Consider the following 15,807-nt stretch of genomic DNA (forward strand, 5'->3'; position numbering starts at 1 on the left):
CAAACTATACCGGTACGATGAGCGCATGATGGTCCGTCGCGCGCTCACGCCCGAAGCCGTCGAGCGCGGCCGTCGCCTCGGCGCACACCTCCGGCGAGCGCGGGGAGACAGGTCGATCACGGACGTCGCCGCGGCCGCCGGGGTATCGCCCGAGACGCTGCGGAAGATCGAGACCGGTCGCCTCGCGACCCCGTCGTTCGCGACCGTCGCCGCTGTCGCCACGAGCCTCGGGCTCTCGCTCGACACGCTGGCCGCCGACGCGATGCTTGCGGACATCGCGACGACGGCCTGAACTGCGGGAGCGGCGTGGCCGTCGCGCAAGTCCCGTCGCGCAGGTCAGGCCCCGTCGCGCAGGTCGCGGAAGAACGCGTCGACGTTGGTTTGCAGCATCGCGATACGGCGATCGCGCGCTGCTGCGGCATCGAACCCGAGGTAGGGCGGCGGGTCGAGGCGGCGGACGTTCCGCGAGCACTCGAACCCCGAGCACAGCAGCGTCCCGACGGTGTTGCCCGCGCGACCGGCCTTGCCCGCCCGCTTCGCGGCGAAGAAGACAACCTCGTTGGGGAGGGTGACGTCGCAGCACCACGAGCACTGCGGACGGGTGCGCGTGGCCTGGTCGGCCTGTCGCAGCTGCAGGCCGACGGCCTGCCCGTCGACCTCGGCGACGACGAAGCCGAGCAGCGGGGTCTTGGGGTCGCGCCACCCGTAGTAGTCACGGGTCGACCAGTCGACGTCGCCGAGGTCGGCGGGGACGACGAGCGAGTTGCGCTCGCGGAGCGAGACGTTGACGAAGGAGGAGCGAATGGACTTCGCGGTGAGAGCGAACATGAAGGGTCCTGTCTGAGTACGCGTTCGCGCACCACCGTCGCATCACGCCAGGAAGAAACGGCGAGCGGACGGTCGTGAGCGGATCATCCCGGAACGACGGAGTCGTCGCCCGGGACCGGGAGAGCGCATCGCGGACATGGGTCGACGCGACGCGCGCCGGATCAACCGGCGAGGAAGACGAAGGATGCCGCGCCTGTGCCGCCGGCGCTGTGCGCGCCGGAGACCCCCTCACGCCCAGAGGGCATCGGCAGACGGACGGTACTCACACGCCCAGGCTACTCCTTACCCGCTGGGGAGTCGCCGGCTCATCCGCGGTGCGCACACCAAAATATGTAGATCGGTCTATATTGAACGTATGCCATCCAAAGGAGACCTCACCAAGGCCCGACTCGCAGCTTCGATGCTCGAGCTCATTCAGACCAACGGTTACAGCGGAACCGGTCTCAACGCCGTGATCGACCACGCGGGCGCGCCCCGCGGATCGGTCTACTTCCACTTCCCGGAGGGTAAGGAAGCGCTCGGGGCAGCAGCGGTCGACCTCGCCAGGGCGCAGTTCGAAACTCTCATCGCTGAAGCTGCGGCGACAGCCGGTGGCCCCGCAGCCGCCGCACGATCGACGATCGAAGCCCTCGCGTCGATCGTCGTGGAGAGCGACTTCCAGCTCGGGTGCCCGGTCTCCGTCGTCACCCTGGAGATGGGCGCCAACAGCGACCGGCTGCGTCAGGCGTGCGCAACCGCCTTCGAATCCTGGATCACTCCCGTTGCACGCCTTCTCGAGAACGGCGGACTCGGCGCCGACGCGGCTCGTTCGCTCGCGACCGTCATCGTGTCGACCATCGAGGGAGCTGTCATCGTGGCCCGGGCTTTGCGAAGCACTGAGCCCCTCGCCGCGGCCGCTGACATCGTGAGCCAGCTCATCGATCAGCGCCTTCGGTCGACTGCGGTCGCGCGGTGACGGCCGCCGGACCGGCTCTCGTCCCGGCCCCTCGCCATGCGCTCGTCCTCGGGGCATCCGGCTTGATCGGAAGACACCTCACGGCCACCCTGGCAGCAGCGGGGGCAACGGTCACCGCAGGCGTGCGGAGCGCCGGATCAGCGGCCCGGGTCGGGCAGTGGCTCACTGCGAGAGGTGTGACGAGCGGCATCCGCACGGCGATCGTCGACTTCGACTCGGACCAGATCGTCTCCGCCGGCGCGTCGTCACTTGCCGACGTGACCGAGATCCACAACTGCGCCGGGTCGTATCGCTTCGGGATGAGCGCGGATGAGGCGCGACGAGCGAACGTCGGCATCGTCGAGAAGGTGGTCGACCTTGGTGCCGAGATCTCCGGTCTCCGCCGGATCGTGCACATCTCGGGCTACCGCGTCGGGGGGCAGGACCCGTCGTCGGTGCCATGGAGCGACGACCACCGCACCACCATCTATCGGGAACTCGGCGCGTACGAGGCTTCGAAGGTGGAACCGGACGCGATCTTCCAGGCTCGCGCCAACGACCACGGCATCCCGTGGACGGTCGTGAACCCCTCCAGTGTTATCGGCGACAGCGTGACAGGGGAATCGGATCAGCTGATCGGCCTCGCAACGACGATCAGGCAGCTCTGGGATGGCATCTCGGCCGCGCTGCCCGGCGACAGCGAGACGTTCCTTCCGGTTGTGACCGTCGACTATCTGGCCGCGTTCATGGCTGCCGCGGCTGTCGATGCTGCGGCGAGCGGGCAGTCGTACTGGGTGCTCGACGACGACACGCCGCCTCTCGCGGACCTGCTCACGGACGCCGGTCGCCACCTCGGTGCGCGCGTCCCACGACTGCGCGTTCCGACGTCGATCATCAAGAAGCTCCCGCGCAGCATCAGCGGCGTCGATCCCGAGACTCTGACGTTCCTCTCCTCCGACCACTACCCAACCGACTCGGCGAAGCATCTCGCGGCGCGGCACAGCATCCGGATGCCCGACGTCGGGTCTTCTCTCGAGCGGTGGGTCGACCATCTTGCGGCGGGCCGCTTCGGCCAGGCGGTTTCCGCCGACCGGCGATTCACCGTCTACGACCGCACGCGGACGTTCGAGCTCGGAGCGCCGGACTCCCCTCGGGTGATCTTCCCCGGTCTCCCCCTCAACGCCGACACGTGGGCCGAGGTGGCGCGCACCATCGGCGCTCGCGCGGTAGATCTCCCGGGGCTGGGCCTCAGCGGCGGCTCCGGGATCGACGATTGGGAGCGATGGCTGCCCGCAGTCCTCGCGGGGCGCGACACCCATATCGTGGGCCACTCGATCGGCGCGGCTGCTGCGGTCGTCGCAGCGGACCGTTGGCGTGCTGGCGTGTCATCGCTGACGCTCGTGGCGCCGTTCTTCTTGCAGGAGGCGAAGGGAACAGCGTCCCTCCCGAAATGGTTGTCGCGCGCCTATCTGAAACACGTGACGCCGAGTCGGCTCTCGCGCCGGCTGACGGGATCGACGACCAGCGCCGCGGTGCTCGTCTCCAGTGCGACGGATCTTCGCCGCCGTTCCGCTGCTTCGGTCGCCGACCATCTCGGCCGTGCGCGGTCGCAGCAGTGGCGCGGTGAACTGGTCGCGGCACTCCTCCGCTTCGATGGCCCCGTCCGGATCATCACGGGCAGCAACGACCCGCTGACGTCGGCCATGATCGACCGACTGCGCTCACAGCCGAACGTCGAGATGATCGAGATCGCGCATGCCGGGCACCACCCGCAGCTGACCCACGCCGGGGAGCTCGTCGCGCACCTGCGGAAACGCTGAAGTGCCGGCCGGGCTCGTTGGCGGTACGGGGGCCTCACTTCCACTCGCTGGGTATTGGTGGCTCTACGCTCTGACGGTGCCGTCGCGCGGCCACCGGGCGACACCACCAGCCTGCTCGACTCCTTCTGCTCTGACTTTCCGCTGTCGTGCAACGTTCGGACGAGTGCCGGCCATGTACGTGGTGAGCATCTAGGAGGACGCCATGGACACATCGATCGATGACCTGCTGCGGGCAAGTGCCCCGCACCGCGCATCAACGGACGGAATGGTCGCAGCTGAAATCGAGCGCGTGGGGGTCGCGGCTCGTGTTCACGCGACGCGGCGACGGCGTGTCCGTCGCCTGTCGTGGGTGGCGGTGCCCGTGCTCGCCCTCCCGGGGATCGCACTCGCGTCCACAGCCGGCACCGACCCGCGAATGATCCCCGATTTCGAGATCCCCATCTCGTACGTCACCGACACCGGCCGTGAGGTCTCCTGCTCGATCGAGCTCTTCAACGGCGAGATGAACTACGTCGAGAGCCGGTGACTTCGCGCCATTCTTCGGGGCGGCGCAGAATGTGATCTTCGCTGGCGCGGACGAGTACATCCTCCCCGGCGACGGTGGTGTCGGCAGTGACACCGACTGCACGGGAGAGTTGCATTGACGGGGGCGCCTGAACCCGCTGTGACGAACGACGAGCGGGTCGCTCAGTTGGTGAAGGACCACGCCGGTTCGCTCGCAGCAGACACGCACGAGCACGATCACTGCTGCAGACACTCCTCCAAGCCGAACGGGTCTGACAGATCGTTCTCAGCGCTCGGCGCGTCCGGCGAGCCAGCGGACCATCTCGGGGTCGGCGTGGGAGAAGAACTGCGACTGACCGGCGTCGAGTGTCGCAATGCGCTCCATGTCCTCGGCGGCGAGATCGAAGCTGAGGACGTCGATGTTCTGCCGCATTCGTTCGGGCTTGACCGACTTCGCGAGCGACGCGACGCCGCGCTGGAGCAACCAGCGCAGGACGACCTGCGCGGGTGATCTGTCGTACTGCTCACCGATCTCGGTCAGCACCGGATTGGTGAACAGGCCGTTCCTCCCTTCTGCGAAAGGCGCCCACGCTTGGAGCACGACACCTTCGCTGGTGAGAAGTTCCCGGTAGTCGGACTGCTGATGGAAGGGGTTCGTCTCCATCTGATTCACCGCGGGCACGGTATCGCTGAACTGGATGAGGTCGACGAGCCGGTCGGGAGCGAAGTTGGAGACACCGATCGCGCGAACACGGCTGTCGTGGTGCAGCTGTTCCATGGCTCGCCATTCGCCGTAATAGTCACCGAAGGGCTGATGGATCAGGTACAGGTCGAGGTAGTCGAGGCCGAGCTTGATCATCGAGGCTTCGAACGCTTCGAAGGTGCCGTGCTCGCCGCGTTTCTGGATCCAGAGCTTCGTCGTGATGAAGAGTTCTTCCCGGGGGATGCCGCTGGCGGCGATGCCGCGGCCGACAGCTTCCTCGTTGCCGTAGCTGGCTGCGGTGTCGATCAGGCGGTAACCCGCGTGGATCGCGTCGATGACGGCGCGCTCGGTGTCTTCGGCGGGGATCTGGTAGACGCCGAAGCCCAGCGAGGGCATCTCGACGCCATTGTTCAGCGTGACGTTGGGGATGGTGGCCATGAGGTCAGTCAAAGGCCGGGGCGCGGGGCGATACAGGCCCTCCCAGAACCACCCTCATGTTCCGGGCCGGTCGTAGCCTCGGAACATGGATACCGGAAGCGAGTTACGCGAGTTCCTCGTGTCGCGGCGGGCACGGATCACGCCCGAGCAAGCCAAGCTCCCCGCGTATGGCGGGAACCGTCGGGTCGCGGGACTTCGGCGGGAAGAAGTGGCGATCCTCGCCGGGGTGAGCGTCGACTACTACACCAAGCTCGAACGCGGAGCGGTGGGCCTCGTTTCCGAGTCCGTGCTCGACGCCGTCGCCCGCGCGCTGCAACTCACGCGCACTGAACGCGATCACCTGTTCCACCTGACCGGCACCACCGCCTCTCTGCGAACCGTCTCGCGCCCCATTCGGTCTCTCGTGCGACCCGCCGTGCAGCGCATCCTCGACGGCCTCAGCGGCGAATCACCCGCGTTCGTGGGGACCGTCACCCGCGACCTCATCGCCGCGAACACCCTCGGACGCGCGACCTACTCGCCCCTCTACGACGATGCACCGAACGACACCCCGAACATCGCGCGCTACACGTTCCTCAACCCGGGCGCGCAAGAGTTCTTCATCGAGTGGGGCACCGCCGCGGCGAATCTGGTCGCGAACCTGCGGCGTGAACTCGGCACCGATCCGCTGAACCGAGACCTGCAACACCTCATCGACGACCTCAACCGCGACAGCCCCGAGTTCCGGGCACTGTGGCGATCCCATGACGTCCGCACTCACGACGCCGGCGTCAAATCCATCCGGCATCCCGTCGTCGGCGATCTCCGCCTGACATTCGAATCCATTCCGCTGCCGGCCGACCCCGGTCAGAACCTGATCATCTACGGCGCCGAACCAGGATCGGAAACAGCCGACCGCCTCCGTCTCCTTGCAAGCTGGAGCGCCACATCGAAGGCTTCCGACGCCACCACGTCGCCGTCACCGGGCGTCACCGGCGATAGCATCCACCCGTGACGACGAATGATCGGGGACGGCGCCTCGTCGAGCGAGCCGGGGCCCGGCTGGAGGAGCATCATCCCTCGTTCGTGACCTCGCACCCGACAGCGCTCGGCCTGGTGTGGATGATGGCCGTGGTGGTCCTGCTCATCGTGTGCGACCTCCTCGGCGGACCGCACTGGCTGCGCGCGACCCTCACCCTCACCGCGGCGCTTCCGCCGCTGGTAGCGACGCTCATCGTGCTGTCGCAGACCCCGAGATCGCACCTGGAGTACGAACCGTCGATCCTGACCCACTTCTTCGCACGCTTCCTCGCTCTCTTCAGCGCTTTCGTGTTCTGGTTGGGCTCGGTCGTGATCGGCGGCGCGATCGCCGTTCAGCTCGCCGACGAGAGCGGCACGAACATCGAGACGGCCTGGCTCACCGCAGCCGACCTCTTCGCGCGCATCGTTCCGCCGGTGACCGTCCTGCTGTACTGCGTGCTGATCATCCGCTATGCGGGCTACCTCGTGCGATTGCGGGGCTGGTCAGCGGTGCCCACGCGCCACCGCATCCCCGAGCACTTCCTCGCCGATGCGCCGCGTACGCGCCAGATCGTGATCGGGCTCGCGCATCCGGGTCTGCTGCTGGCCTCCGGACTGCTGTCGACGCTCGTCGCGATCGCGCTCACCCTGCGAGCGGAGGCGCTGCTCTCCTGAGCGAGGAATACACCTCGGGGAGGATGCGAGACCGCCTGAAAGCGGATGCCGCGCGACGCGGCGTTTCCTAGCGTGGCTGAGGTGAGCACCGCCGTACCCCGTTCCTCGATACTGCCTGTGTCCGCTGTCGCCCTGGTCGCAACGGCCGCGCTGGTCATTCCCTGGTGGGGCGCGAGCCTCAGCGTCCTGGTGACGCGCGAGGCGATGACCGTCGGACTCGCGCTGCCGGCGACCGCCTACCTCTCGGACGGCTTCCTGGCGCTCCTCGCCGTCGGCACGGTCGTATCACTGGCGGTCGCACTGCGGGGCGGCTCGCGACGCCGCATCATCTCGATCGCCGCGGCCGGCGGAGTGGTCATCGCCTACGCCACCAGCGAGATGGTCAAGGTGGCGCTCATGCAGGCCCGCCCGTGCACCCGCTGGACCGCGCTGACCGTCTGCGACCCCACGGACTACGCCTTCCCCTCGAACCACGCCGTGCTCGCGATGGGGGCGGTCTGGGTCATCGCTGTCGCCGCGCGCCGGGCATGGGCGACGTGGACGGCCGTTGCCGCAGCACTCATCGTCCTCTCGGGACGGTTGTTCGAGGGCGCCCACTATCTGCACGACGTCGCTGCCGGCTCGTTGCTCGGCCTCGCCGTGCCCGCCCTGCTGACGGTCGTCGCGATCGCGGCGACGCGAGAGCCGCGGGCGATCCCGCTCTCGCCGACCCCGGGGCTCAGTCGATCGGAGCTCAGTCGATCGCAGCGCGAACCAGATCCCGCACGCGACGCTCGACCTCGGGAGTGACCTCGACGATCGCGAACGACGTCGGCCACATCGCCCCGTCATCGAGCGAGGCCGTCTCGTCGAAGTTCAGCGTCGGATAGCGGGTGTCGAACTTCGACTTGGGCTGCACGAAGATGACGACCTTGCCGGCGCGCGCATAGGCGGGGAATCCGTAGAACGTCTTCGGGTCGAGGTCGGATGCCTCCTCCGAGACGATCCGGTGGACCATGCGGGCGACCTCGCCGTCGATCCCCGCGAGCGCGTCGATCGCCTCCATGCACGCCTCGAGCTCCTTCGCGAGCTTCGCGGCGCCCTTCAGCCCCTTCGTCGAACGCAGCTCCTCGGCCCGCTGCTTCATCGCGGCCTTCTCCTCGTCGGAGAACCCGGCACCGCCCGCCGTGTTGTCACCCATCGCCACCCCTTCCGCGGCCCGCGACGCGAGCATCACGGTCCGATCGTGCCACTCGCAGCGCGTGCTGGCCAGGTCCGGCATCCGGGCCTCGCTCCCGCTACCGAATCGCGTCGATTCCGGTGCCCGGCAGGCGGCATCCGAGACCGTAGGCTCTGATCATGCGCGCTCGCCTCGGTTCCGCCCTCCTCGTCCTGTCGGCTCTCGCTCTCGCCGGATGCGCATCGTCGCCCACGCCAGCCGAGCCCGACACGATGCCGACCGCCGAGACCGTCCCGGAGGGCGCCTGCGCCTACGTCGAGGCTGCTGGCGGCGTGCGCGACGTGCAGCTCCCGCCCGCCGAGTCGGAGGTGACGGGTCAGGTGTCGGCCGTCCTGCAGACGTCGGCCGGCGACATCCCCATGACCCTGGATGCCGAGCGCACGCCCTGCACGGTGGGCAGCTTCGTGTCGCTCGCCGAGCAGGGGTACTACAACGACTCGCCCTGCCACCGCCTCACCACCTCGGGGATCTTCGTGCTGCAGTGCGGCGACCCGTCGGGAACCGGCCGCGGTGGCCCCGGATACAACTACGCCGACGAGCTCGACGGCAGCGAGACCTACCCGGCCGGAACGGTCGCGATGGCCAACGCCGGACCGAACACGAACGGCTCGCAGTTCTTCCTCGTGTACGAGGACACCCCGCTGCCCGCCAAGTACACCGTCTTCGGCACGCTCGACGAGGCGGGCCTCGCCGTCGTGCGCGAGGTGGCCGCGGCCGGTGCCGAGGGCGGCGCTGCCGACGGCGCGCCCGCGACTCCGGTCACGATCACCGGCGTCACGCTCGGCTGAGCCCGAGGCGGGCGGCGGCGGCGGCGGGCGGCGGGGCGAGGACGCACCCTCTCGGCGAGAGCGCACCGCGCCGGGTGCGTGCTCGCGGCGCCGGTGCGTTCTCGCGCGCGAGCGCGCGGGGGCGCCCGGGGACGCGCGGCGGAATGGGGCCGCGGGGGATGGCGTTGTCGGAAGCGTGATCGCGCTCGAGCAGGCCCTGGCATCCCTCGAGATCCGTCCGGGCACGGCCCGCCGAACGCACCTCGCCCCCGACGGGTCGCTGCACCTCGGCACCGGCGAAGCCACGCTGGTCTATGTGCGATCGGGCGAGATCACCGGGGATCCCGCATCCGGCACGAGCTGCACGGTCGCCGGGCTCTCGGGCGATGCCGCCGCCGCTTCCGGGGCGCGAACGCTCCTCGCCGGCGACGCCTTCGTGAGCCTCGGATGTCGTCCGATCTCACTGACCTCGCAGTCGGGCGCGCAACTCACCGTCGTCCCGGCCGACGTCTCGCTCGCTGCCGTGACGCCGCTGCCTCCGTTCGTCTTCGTCGACGGTTTCGTCGCACTCGAGCCTGCGGCGGCCGCACTCGTCAGCCACCTCGGCGCGGGTACCACCTCGGCGCGATCCGGCGACGCGGTGATCTGCCGGATGATGGTCAAGACCGTGCTGCTCTCGGCCATCCGGGCGTGGGCGGCGCACACCGCCGGCGCCTCGGCCTGGCCCGCACCGACAGTCGACCCGTTCCTCAGCCGCGCCGCCGAGGCCGTCGCCGCCGACCCCGGTCACGACTGGACCATCGACCAGCTCGCGAGCCTCAGCGCCATGTCGCGGACAGTGTTCGCCGCACGGTTCCGGCGCGCTTACGGACGCTCTCCCGCGGGCTACGTCGCCGAGATCCGGATGCAGCACGCCAAGGACATGCTCGAGTCGGGTGCGTCCGTCTCGGAGACCTCACGCGCCCTGGGCTACGGCTCGGACGAAGGCTTCAGCCGCGCTTTCCGCCGCCACACCGGGATGGCGCCCTCGCTGTGGCGCGCCCGGGCGTCGGCGGCGGCGTTGCGCTGACGACCACGCCGCCCCCGCGAGGCACCCGGCCGGTCGACGTCTCGTCAGGCGTGCCGCATCCGGTCGGCCTCGTGGGTCCGGACGACCCAGCCGAACAGCACCGCGCCGACCGTGAGCAGCGACAGGGCCACGATATCGACGGCGACGACACCGGCGAGATCGACCAGCAGCCCGCCGAGGCCCGCCGCGAGCATGATCGCGAGCTGGAAGCCGGTCACGGTGAGGCTGCCGCCGGCCTCGAGCCGGTCGGGCATCCGGTGACCCGCCCACGTGTTCACGATGATGAGCCACGACGCGAAGAAGAACCCCCACGCGAACACGGCGACGATGACGACCGGAATCGACCCGGGCAGCAGCACCAGGAGAGCGATCGCGGCGGCGATGACGACGGGCGCCGTCACGGCGAGCACGCGGAACGCGCGGTCGACGAGCAACCCGATCGCGAGGTTCCCGATGAGCCCGCCCGCGCCGAACACCGCCAGCAACAGCACGATCGTCTCGGCGCCGACATCCGGAACCCGCTCCAGCGCCAGCCGGATGAAGGTGTACGCCAGGAAGTGTCCCAGCACCACCAGGACATGGCCGATCATGCCCGCTGCGACACCGGTGCGCCGGAGCGAGTCGACGAGCAGCCGCAGACTGGACGTCGCCGCGGCCGGCACGGCAGGCAGGGTGAGGCGCACGGCCAACGCGACGGCAGCCGTCGCCACCCCCACGACGGCGAACGCGATGCGCCAGTCGAGGGCCTCGCTCAGGAGCACGCCGAGCGGCACACCGGCCACGGTCGCGAGCGACACTCCAGCGGAGGTGAACATCATCGCCCGACCGATGCGGTCTGGGCCCGCGAGGCGGGCGGCGACCGTGATCGACATCGACCAGAAGGCGCTGATCGAGGCGCCGAGGAAGAAGCGTGCGACGAGGATCGTAATGAGGTGCGGTGAGAGCGCGACGACGATGCTCGACACGGATGCCGCCGCCGCGGCCCACACAAGCAGAGTCCGTCGATCCATGCGGGGGAAGACGAGGCCGACCGTCGGGGCCACGATGAGCCCGGCGAGCGCGGTGACCGTCACCGTCTGACCCGCCTGCCCGGGCGTCACCCCGAGACCCGCGGCCATCTCGGTGAGCACGCCGTTGGGGAGGAACTCCGCGGTGACCACGAGGAAGCCCATGAGCATGACGACGATGAGGCCGCCATATCTCATGGGCGCGGCGTTCTCGTGGGTCAGCGGGATGGGTGTGGTCGAGGTCATGCTTCCGATGCTCCTCGCTCCTCCGGCTCGGCGCCCGACCGAACGTCCGCGGCATCCGACCGTCCGGCCGGTGCCCGCGTGTGGCGGCGCGGCCCCGAGAACGCACCCTTGCCGCGAGAACGCACCGTTCAGGGTGCGTTCTCGCGGCGGCGGTGCGTTCTCGCGCAACCGTCGACGACATCTGGGGTAACGAGAATTCGTCGAGGTGCGCGCGAACGCGAAACTCGGGGGTGACGCCGACGACCCGACGGCGATGACCTCCGAAAGGCCCGACCGTGATCGCGCTCGAGCACGTATCGAAGAGCTACGGCGGATTGACCGCCGTCGACGACGTCTCACTGCAGATCCCCTCCGGGGAGATCTACGGCATCGTCGGCCAGTCCGGCGCGGGAAAGAGCACGCTCGCCCGCATGGTCAATCTCATCGAGCGCCCGGATACAGGCCGGGTGGTCGTCGATGGGGTCGATCTGACCGCCCTCGACCCGAACAGCCTGCGCACGGCACGCCGCCGGATCGGCATGGTGTTCCAGCGCTTCAACCTCCTCGGCAGCCGGTCGGTGCGCGGCAACGTCGAGCTCGCCCTCGAACTCGACGGCAGCCCCCGGGCCCGGCGGCGCGACCGCGCGCAGGAGATGCTCGACCTCGTCGGCCTCGGTCACCGGGGCGACGCCGCCGTGCACGAGCTGTCGGGCGGGCAGCAGCAGCGCGTCGGCATCGCCCGCGCCCTCGCGAGCGGCCCGAGCGTGCTGCTCTCCGACGAGGCGACGAGCGCCCTCGACCCCGAGACGACGACGTCGATCCTCGACCTCTACCGCCGCATCAACGCGGAGCTCGGGCTGACCGTGCTCCTCATCACCCACGAGATGGATGTCGTGAAGTCGACGTGCGATTCGGCAGCCCTCCTCGAGCACGGGCGCATCGTCGAGAGCGGTCGCCTGACCGACGTCATCCGCACGCCCGGCTCGCGGCTCACCTCGCAGCTCTTCCCGCTCGGGCCGATCCCCGCCGGGGCCGATCCGAGCGCGACGGTCATCGACATCACCTTCGCCGGGGGCACCGCGGATCGTCCTGTCATCGCGAGGATCGCCCGCGATCACGACGTCGACGTGTCCCTCCTCGGCGCGCTCGTCGAGCAGATCGCCGGCACGCAGGCCGGCCGCACCCGGCTCGAGGTGCCCGCGGCCGCGGCATCCGCCGTCATCGCCGACCTGCACGGCCAGGGTCTCATCGTCGACGTCCTGCAGGGAGGGGATGCCGCGTGAACGAGCAACTGCTCAATCTGCTGCTGGTCGCCAGCGGCCAGACGCTCTACATGGTGGGCGTCGCGCTGCTCGCGACGATCGTCATCGGCCTGCCGCTCGGCGTCGTGCTCGTCGGCACCGAGCAGGGACGCTTCCTCGCGACCCCGTTCGGCTCACGACGGGTCGGCATCGTCGTCAACCGCGTGCTCGACTTCATCGTCAACCTCGGCCGATCGGTGCCGTTCATCATCCTGATGGTCGCGCTGATCCCCTTCACCCGCCTCATCGTCGGAACCTTCATCGGACCGACCGCGGCGATCGTGCCGCTGTCGGTCGTCGCCATCCCGTTCTTCGCCCGCATGGTCGAGATCGCGATCAAGGAGGTGGACGACGGCTTGCTGGAGGTCGCGGCATCCCTCGGAGCGAGCCGCTGGCAGCTCGTGACGAAGGTGCTGCTGCCCGAGGCGGCCCCCGCGATGCTGCTCGGCCTGTCGACGACCGTCACCTCGATCATCAACTTCTCGGCGATGGTCGGCACCGTCGCCGGAGGCGGGCTCGGCGACGTCGCGATCCGCTACGGCTACCAGCAGTACAGCTGGATCCACATCGTCAGCGTCATCGTCGTGATCTTCGCGATCGTCATGGTGCTGCAGGGCCTCGCGAGCTGGGGCGCCCGGCGCCTCGCCCGGCGCACGCCACGCACCCGCAGAACCGCATCGAGCGCCCGGATGCAGCGGGCCGACGCCCGCGGCCGCGCCTGACCCGGGCGCCCGGCCTCGGCACCGCACGACCCGCCCCGTCACCCCGCAACGCGACACACATCCGCAACGCACCGTCTTCCCGAGAGGAACCCTCCATGTCCCGCAGCATCCGTGGCATCCGCATCGCCCGCACCCCGCTCGTCCTGGCCGCCGTCGCCTCCGCGGCCCTCATCCTGGCGGGATGCGCGGGCTCGCCGGCATCCGAGTCGGGCGGCGCAGAGGGTGACGGCCTCGGCACGCTCAAGGTCGGCGCGCTGCAGACGCCTGCCGGCGACATCCTCAACCACATCGCCGAGAACGGCGCCGCGGAGCTGGGGCTGACGATCGAGTTCGTCCCGTTCACCGACTACAACACGCCCAACACCGCGCTCGTCGACGGTTCGATCGACGCGAACCTGTTCCAGAACTCGACGTTCCTCGAGAACTTCAACACCAACACCGGCTCCGACCTCATCAGCGTCGGCGAGGCCTACCTGCCTTCGGCCGCGTTCTACTCCAGCAAGGTCGACAGCCTCGACGATCTCGACGACGGCGCGACCATCGCGATCCCCAACGACCCGACGAACGAGGGCCGTGCGCTCAAGCTGCTCGCGCAGGAGGGTCTGATCGAGGTCTCCGACGACGTCGTCGACCTGACCGGCATCACCGACAACCCGCGCGACTTCGAGTTCCAGGAGATCGAGAACGCGACGCTGCCGCAGGCCGTGCCGGACGTCGATGCGGCGTTCGTCACGATCAGCTTCGCGCTTCCCGCGGGCCTCACCGCCGACCAGGCGATCCTCACCGAGGGCGAGGGCAGCCCGTACTACAACGTGCTGGCCACGCGTCCCGACCTGAAGGACGACCCCCGGATCGTCGCGCTGTACGAGCTGCTGACCTCATCCGAGACCGCAGACTTCGAGAACGAGACCTGGGGCGGCCTCGTCGTCCCCGTCACGAAGGGCTGACGCCTGCAGCAACTCCTCAGATCCGGCCGCCCGCTCCCCCCCTCCCGGCCCAACCGCGGCCGATCCCGCCGGATCTGAGGAGTTCGCGCACGTCCGTCCTCCCCCCGCCCCGCTCGGGGCACAACGGGCACGCCCCCGCTCAGTAGGATTGTCCCCATGTCGAAGGTCCTCCAGTCCCTGCCCGTCGGCGAGCGCGTCGGCATCGCCTTCTCGGGGGGTCTCGACACCTCCGTCGCGGTCGCGTGGATGCGTGACAAGGGCGCCGTCCCCTTCACCTACACCGGCGACCTCGGTCAGTACGACGAAGACGACATCGCGTCGATCCCCGGCCGCGCGCTGCAGTACGGCGCCGAGGGCTCGCGTCTGATCGACTGCAAGCCGATGATGGTCGAGGAGGGCCTCGTCGCCCTCGCCTGCGGCGCGTTCCACATCCGTTCGGGCGGTCGCACCTACTTCAACACGACGCCGATCGGCCGTGCCGTAACCGGCACGATGCTCGTGCGCGCCATGAAGGAGGACGGCGTCGACATCTGGGGCGACGGCTCCACGTACAAGGGCAACGACATCGAGCGGTTCTACCGCTACGGCTTGCTCGCCAACCCGGCGCTGCGCATCTACAAGCCGTGGCTCGACGCCGACTTCGTCACCGAGCTGGGCGGCCGCACCGAGATGAGCGAATGGCTCGTCGCGCACGGCTTCCCGTACCGCGATTCGGTCGAGAAGGCCTATTCGACCGACGCCAACATCTGGGGCGCCACTCACGAGGCCAAGACCCTCGAGCACCTCGACGTCTCGCTCGAGATCGTCGAGCCGATCATGGGTGTGCGCTTCTGGGACCCGGCCGTCGAGATCGAGACCGAGGACGTCTCGGTCACCTTCGAAGCCGGACGTCCCGTCGCCGTCAACGGCGTCGAGTACTCCGACATCGTCCAGCTCGTGATGGAGGCGAACGCGATCGGCGGCCGCCACGGCCTCGGCATGAGCGACCAGATCGAGAACCGCATCATCGAGGCGAAGAGCCGCGGCATCTACGAGGCGCCGGGCATGGCCCTGCTGTTCATCGCGTACGAGCGGCTGGTCAACGGCATCCTGAACGAAGACACCCTCGCCACTTACCACGAGCAGGGTCGCCGCCTCGGACGCCTCATGTACGAGGGCCGCTGGCTCGAGCCGCAGTCGTTCATGCTGCGCGAGTCGATCCAGCGCTGGGTCGGCTCCGCGATCAGCGGCACCGTCACGCTGCGCCTGCGCCGCGGCGAGGATTACACCATCCTGAACACCGAGAGCCGCAACCTGTCGTACTCGCCCGAGAAGCTCTCGATGGAGCGCGTCGGCGATTCGGCCTTCGGCCCGACCGACCGCATCGGTCAGCTCACGATGCGCAACCTCGACATCGCCGACTCGCGCTCGCGGCTCGAGCACTACGCCGGCATCGGCCTCATCGGGGGTCCGACGGCCGAGCTCGTGGGCGACCTCGAGCGCGGCGGTGCGGCTGAGATCACCGGCAACGTCGAGCAGACCGACCAGGATCTGGCCGATCGAGTGGATGCCGCGGGCGAGTCCGCCTCGTTCGACTTCGGCGCCGACTGACACGACCGCACTGCCGCAGCCTTACTTGCACATACGTGTGCAAGTTCGTATCATCGACG

Annotated in this window: 17 protein-coding genes; 13 read left to right on the plus strand and 4 right to left on the minus strand. The window is 69.2% G+C overall.

Going from position 1 to position 15,807, the window contains the following annotated elements:
* Nucleotides 1-28: 28 nt before the first annotated feature.
* Nucleotides 29-292 carry a helix-turn-helix domain-containing protein gene (locus ACU6RU_RS12550; protein WP_120264468.1) on the plus strand — a complete coding sequence of 88 codons (264 nt, stop codon included), beginning with the start codon at nt 29-31 and terminating at the stop codon, nt 290-292.
* Nucleotides 293-336: 44 nt separating this feature from the next.
* Here the strand turns inward: ACU6RU_RS12550 and ACU6RU_RS12555 are convergent, their stop codons facing one another.
* Nucleotides 337-828, minus strand: coding sequence for an FBP domain-containing protein (locus ACU6RU_RS12555; protein WP_446726696.1), 492 nt, complete (start codon nt 826-828; stop codon nt 337-339).
* A 355-nt stretch (nt 829-1,183) separates the two neighbouring features.
* Here ACU6RU_RS12555 and ACU6RU_RS12560 point away from each other — a divergent pair, with 355 nt between their 5' ends.
* The 3 genes from ACU6RU_RS12560 (at nt 1,184) to ACU6RU_RS12570 (ending at nt 4,108) form a co-directional block, all read left to right on the plus strand.
* A complete protein-coding gene (locus ACU6RU_RS12560) occupies nt 1,184-1,783 on the plus strand; it encodes a TetR/AcrR family transcriptional regulator (RefSeq protein WP_446726697.1) in 600 nt (199 codons plus the stop codon).
* Nucleotides 1,780-3,582: an alpha/beta fold hydrolase gene (locus tag ACU6RU_RS12565; protein WP_446726698.1), complete on the plus strand. Its 1,803-nt coding sequence runs from the start codon at nt 1,780-1,782 to the stop codon at nt 3,580-3,582. Before ACU6RU_RS12560 ends, ACU6RU_RS12565 begins: the two co-directional genes overlap by 4 nt.
* 202 nt (nt 3,583-3,784) lie before the next feature.
* Nucleotides 3,785-4,108, plus strand: a complete 324-nt coding sequence (locus ACU6RU_RS12570) for a hypothetical protein (protein ID WP_446726699.1) — start codon at nt 3,785-3,787, stop codon at nt 4,106-4,108.
* 264 nt (nt 4,109-4,372) lie between these two features.
* Here the strand turns inward: ACU6RU_RS12570 and ACU6RU_RS12575 are convergent, their stop codons facing one another.
* Nucleotides 4,373-5,227: an aldo/keto reductase gene (locus tag ACU6RU_RS12575; RefSeq protein WP_301114749.1), complete on the minus strand. Its 855-nt coding sequence runs from the start codon at nt 5,225-5,227 to the stop codon at nt 4,373-4,375.
* An 85-nt stretch (nt 5,228-5,312) separates the two neighbouring features.
* On the opposite strand from ACU6RU_RS12575, the gene ACU6RU_RS12580 reads away from it, so the two are divergent.
* From ACU6RU_RS12580 to ACU6RU_RS12590, 3 genes are all read left to right on the plus strand, one after another.
* A complete protein-coding gene (locus ACU6RU_RS12580) occupies nt 5,313-6,221 on the plus strand; it encodes a helix-turn-helix transcriptional regulator (RefSeq protein ID WP_446726700.1) in 909 nt (302 codons plus the stop codon).
* Nucleotides 6,218-6,901, plus strand: a complete 684-nt coding sequence (locus ACU6RU_RS12585; RefSeq protein WP_289330575.1) for a hypothetical protein — start codon at nt 6,218-6,220, stop codon at nt 6,899-6,901. The genes ACU6RU_RS12580 and ACU6RU_RS12585 overlap by 4 nt, the downstream gene beginning before the upstream one ends.
* Nucleotides 6,902-6,982: 81 nt before the next feature.
* Complete coding sequence (locus ACU6RU_RS12590; RefSeq protein ID WP_446726701.1) at nt 6,983-7,690, plus strand: phosphatase PAP2 family protein; 708 nt, start codon at nt 6,983-6,985, stop codon at nt 7,688-7,690.
* On the opposite strand, the gene ACU6RU_RS12595 is transcribed toward ACU6RU_RS12590, so the two are convergent.
* Entirely contained in the window at nt 7,635-8,081 is a 447-nt protein-coding gene (locus ACU6RU_RS12595; protein ID WP_120264470.1) for a hypothetical protein, read from the minus strand. The genes ACU6RU_RS12590 and ACU6RU_RS12595 overlap by 56 nt on opposite strands.
* 158 nt (nt 8,082-8,239) lie before the next feature.
* Here ACU6RU_RS12595 and ACU6RU_RS12600 point away from each other — a divergent pair, with 158 nt between their 5' ends.
* Nucleotides 8,240-8,908, plus strand: a complete 669-nt coding sequence (locus ACU6RU_RS12600; protein WP_120263864.1) for a peptidylprolyl isomerase — start codon at nt 8,240-8,242, stop codon at nt 8,906-8,908.
* A 175-nt stretch (nt 8,909-9,083) separates the two neighbouring features.
* A complete protein-coding gene (locus ACU6RU_RS12605; protein ID WP_446726702.1) occupies nt 9,084-9,956 on the plus strand; it encodes a helix-turn-helix transcriptional regulator in 873 nt (290 codons plus the stop codon).
* Nucleotides 9,957-10,000: 44 nt separating this feature from the next.
* On the opposite strand, the gene ACU6RU_RS12610 is transcribed toward ACU6RU_RS12605, so the two are convergent.
* Entirely contained in the window at nt 10,001-11,209 is a 1,209-nt protein-coding gene (locus tag ACU6RU_RS12610) for an MFS transporter (protein ID WP_446726703.1), read from the minus strand.
* A 275-nt stretch (nt 11,210-11,484) separates the two neighbouring features.
* Between ACU6RU_RS12610 and ACU6RU_RS12615 the strand changes: the two genes are divergently transcribed.
* The 4 genes from ACU6RU_RS12615 (at nt 11,485) to argG (ending at nt 15,748) form a co-directional block, all read left to right on the plus strand.
* Entirely contained in the window at nt 11,485-12,471 is a 987-nt protein-coding gene (locus tag ACU6RU_RS12615; protein ID WP_289330571.1) for a methionine ABC transporter ATP-binding protein, read from the plus strand.
* Nucleotides 12,468-13,211 carry a methionine ABC transporter permease gene (locus tag ACU6RU_RS12620; RefSeq protein WP_446726704.1) on the plus strand — a complete coding sequence of 248 codons (744 nt, stop codon included), beginning with the start codon at nt 12,468-12,470 and terminating at the stop codon, nt 13,209-13,211. Before ACU6RU_RS12615 ends, ACU6RU_RS12620 begins: the two co-directional genes overlap by 4 nt.
* Before the next feature lie 95 nt (nt 13,212-13,306).
* The gene (locus ACU6RU_RS12625) at nt 13,307-14,158 is read left to right on the plus strand and encodes a MetQ/NlpA family ABC transporter substrate-binding protein (RefSeq protein WP_446726705.1); all 852 of its coding nucleotides are present in this window, start codon (nt 13,307-13,309) and stop codon (nt 14,156-14,158) included.
* A 156-nt stretch (nt 14,159-14,314) separates the two neighbouring features.
* Nucleotides 14,315-15,748, plus strand: coding sequence for an argininosuccinate synthase (argG, locus tag ACU6RU_RS12630; RefSeq protein WP_446726706.1), 1,434 nt, complete (start codon nt 14,315-14,317; stop codon nt 15,746-15,748).
* Nucleotides 15,749-15,807: the final 59 nt, after the last annotated feature.

The organism is Microbacterium sp. F1-18, from assembly GCF_052921305.1.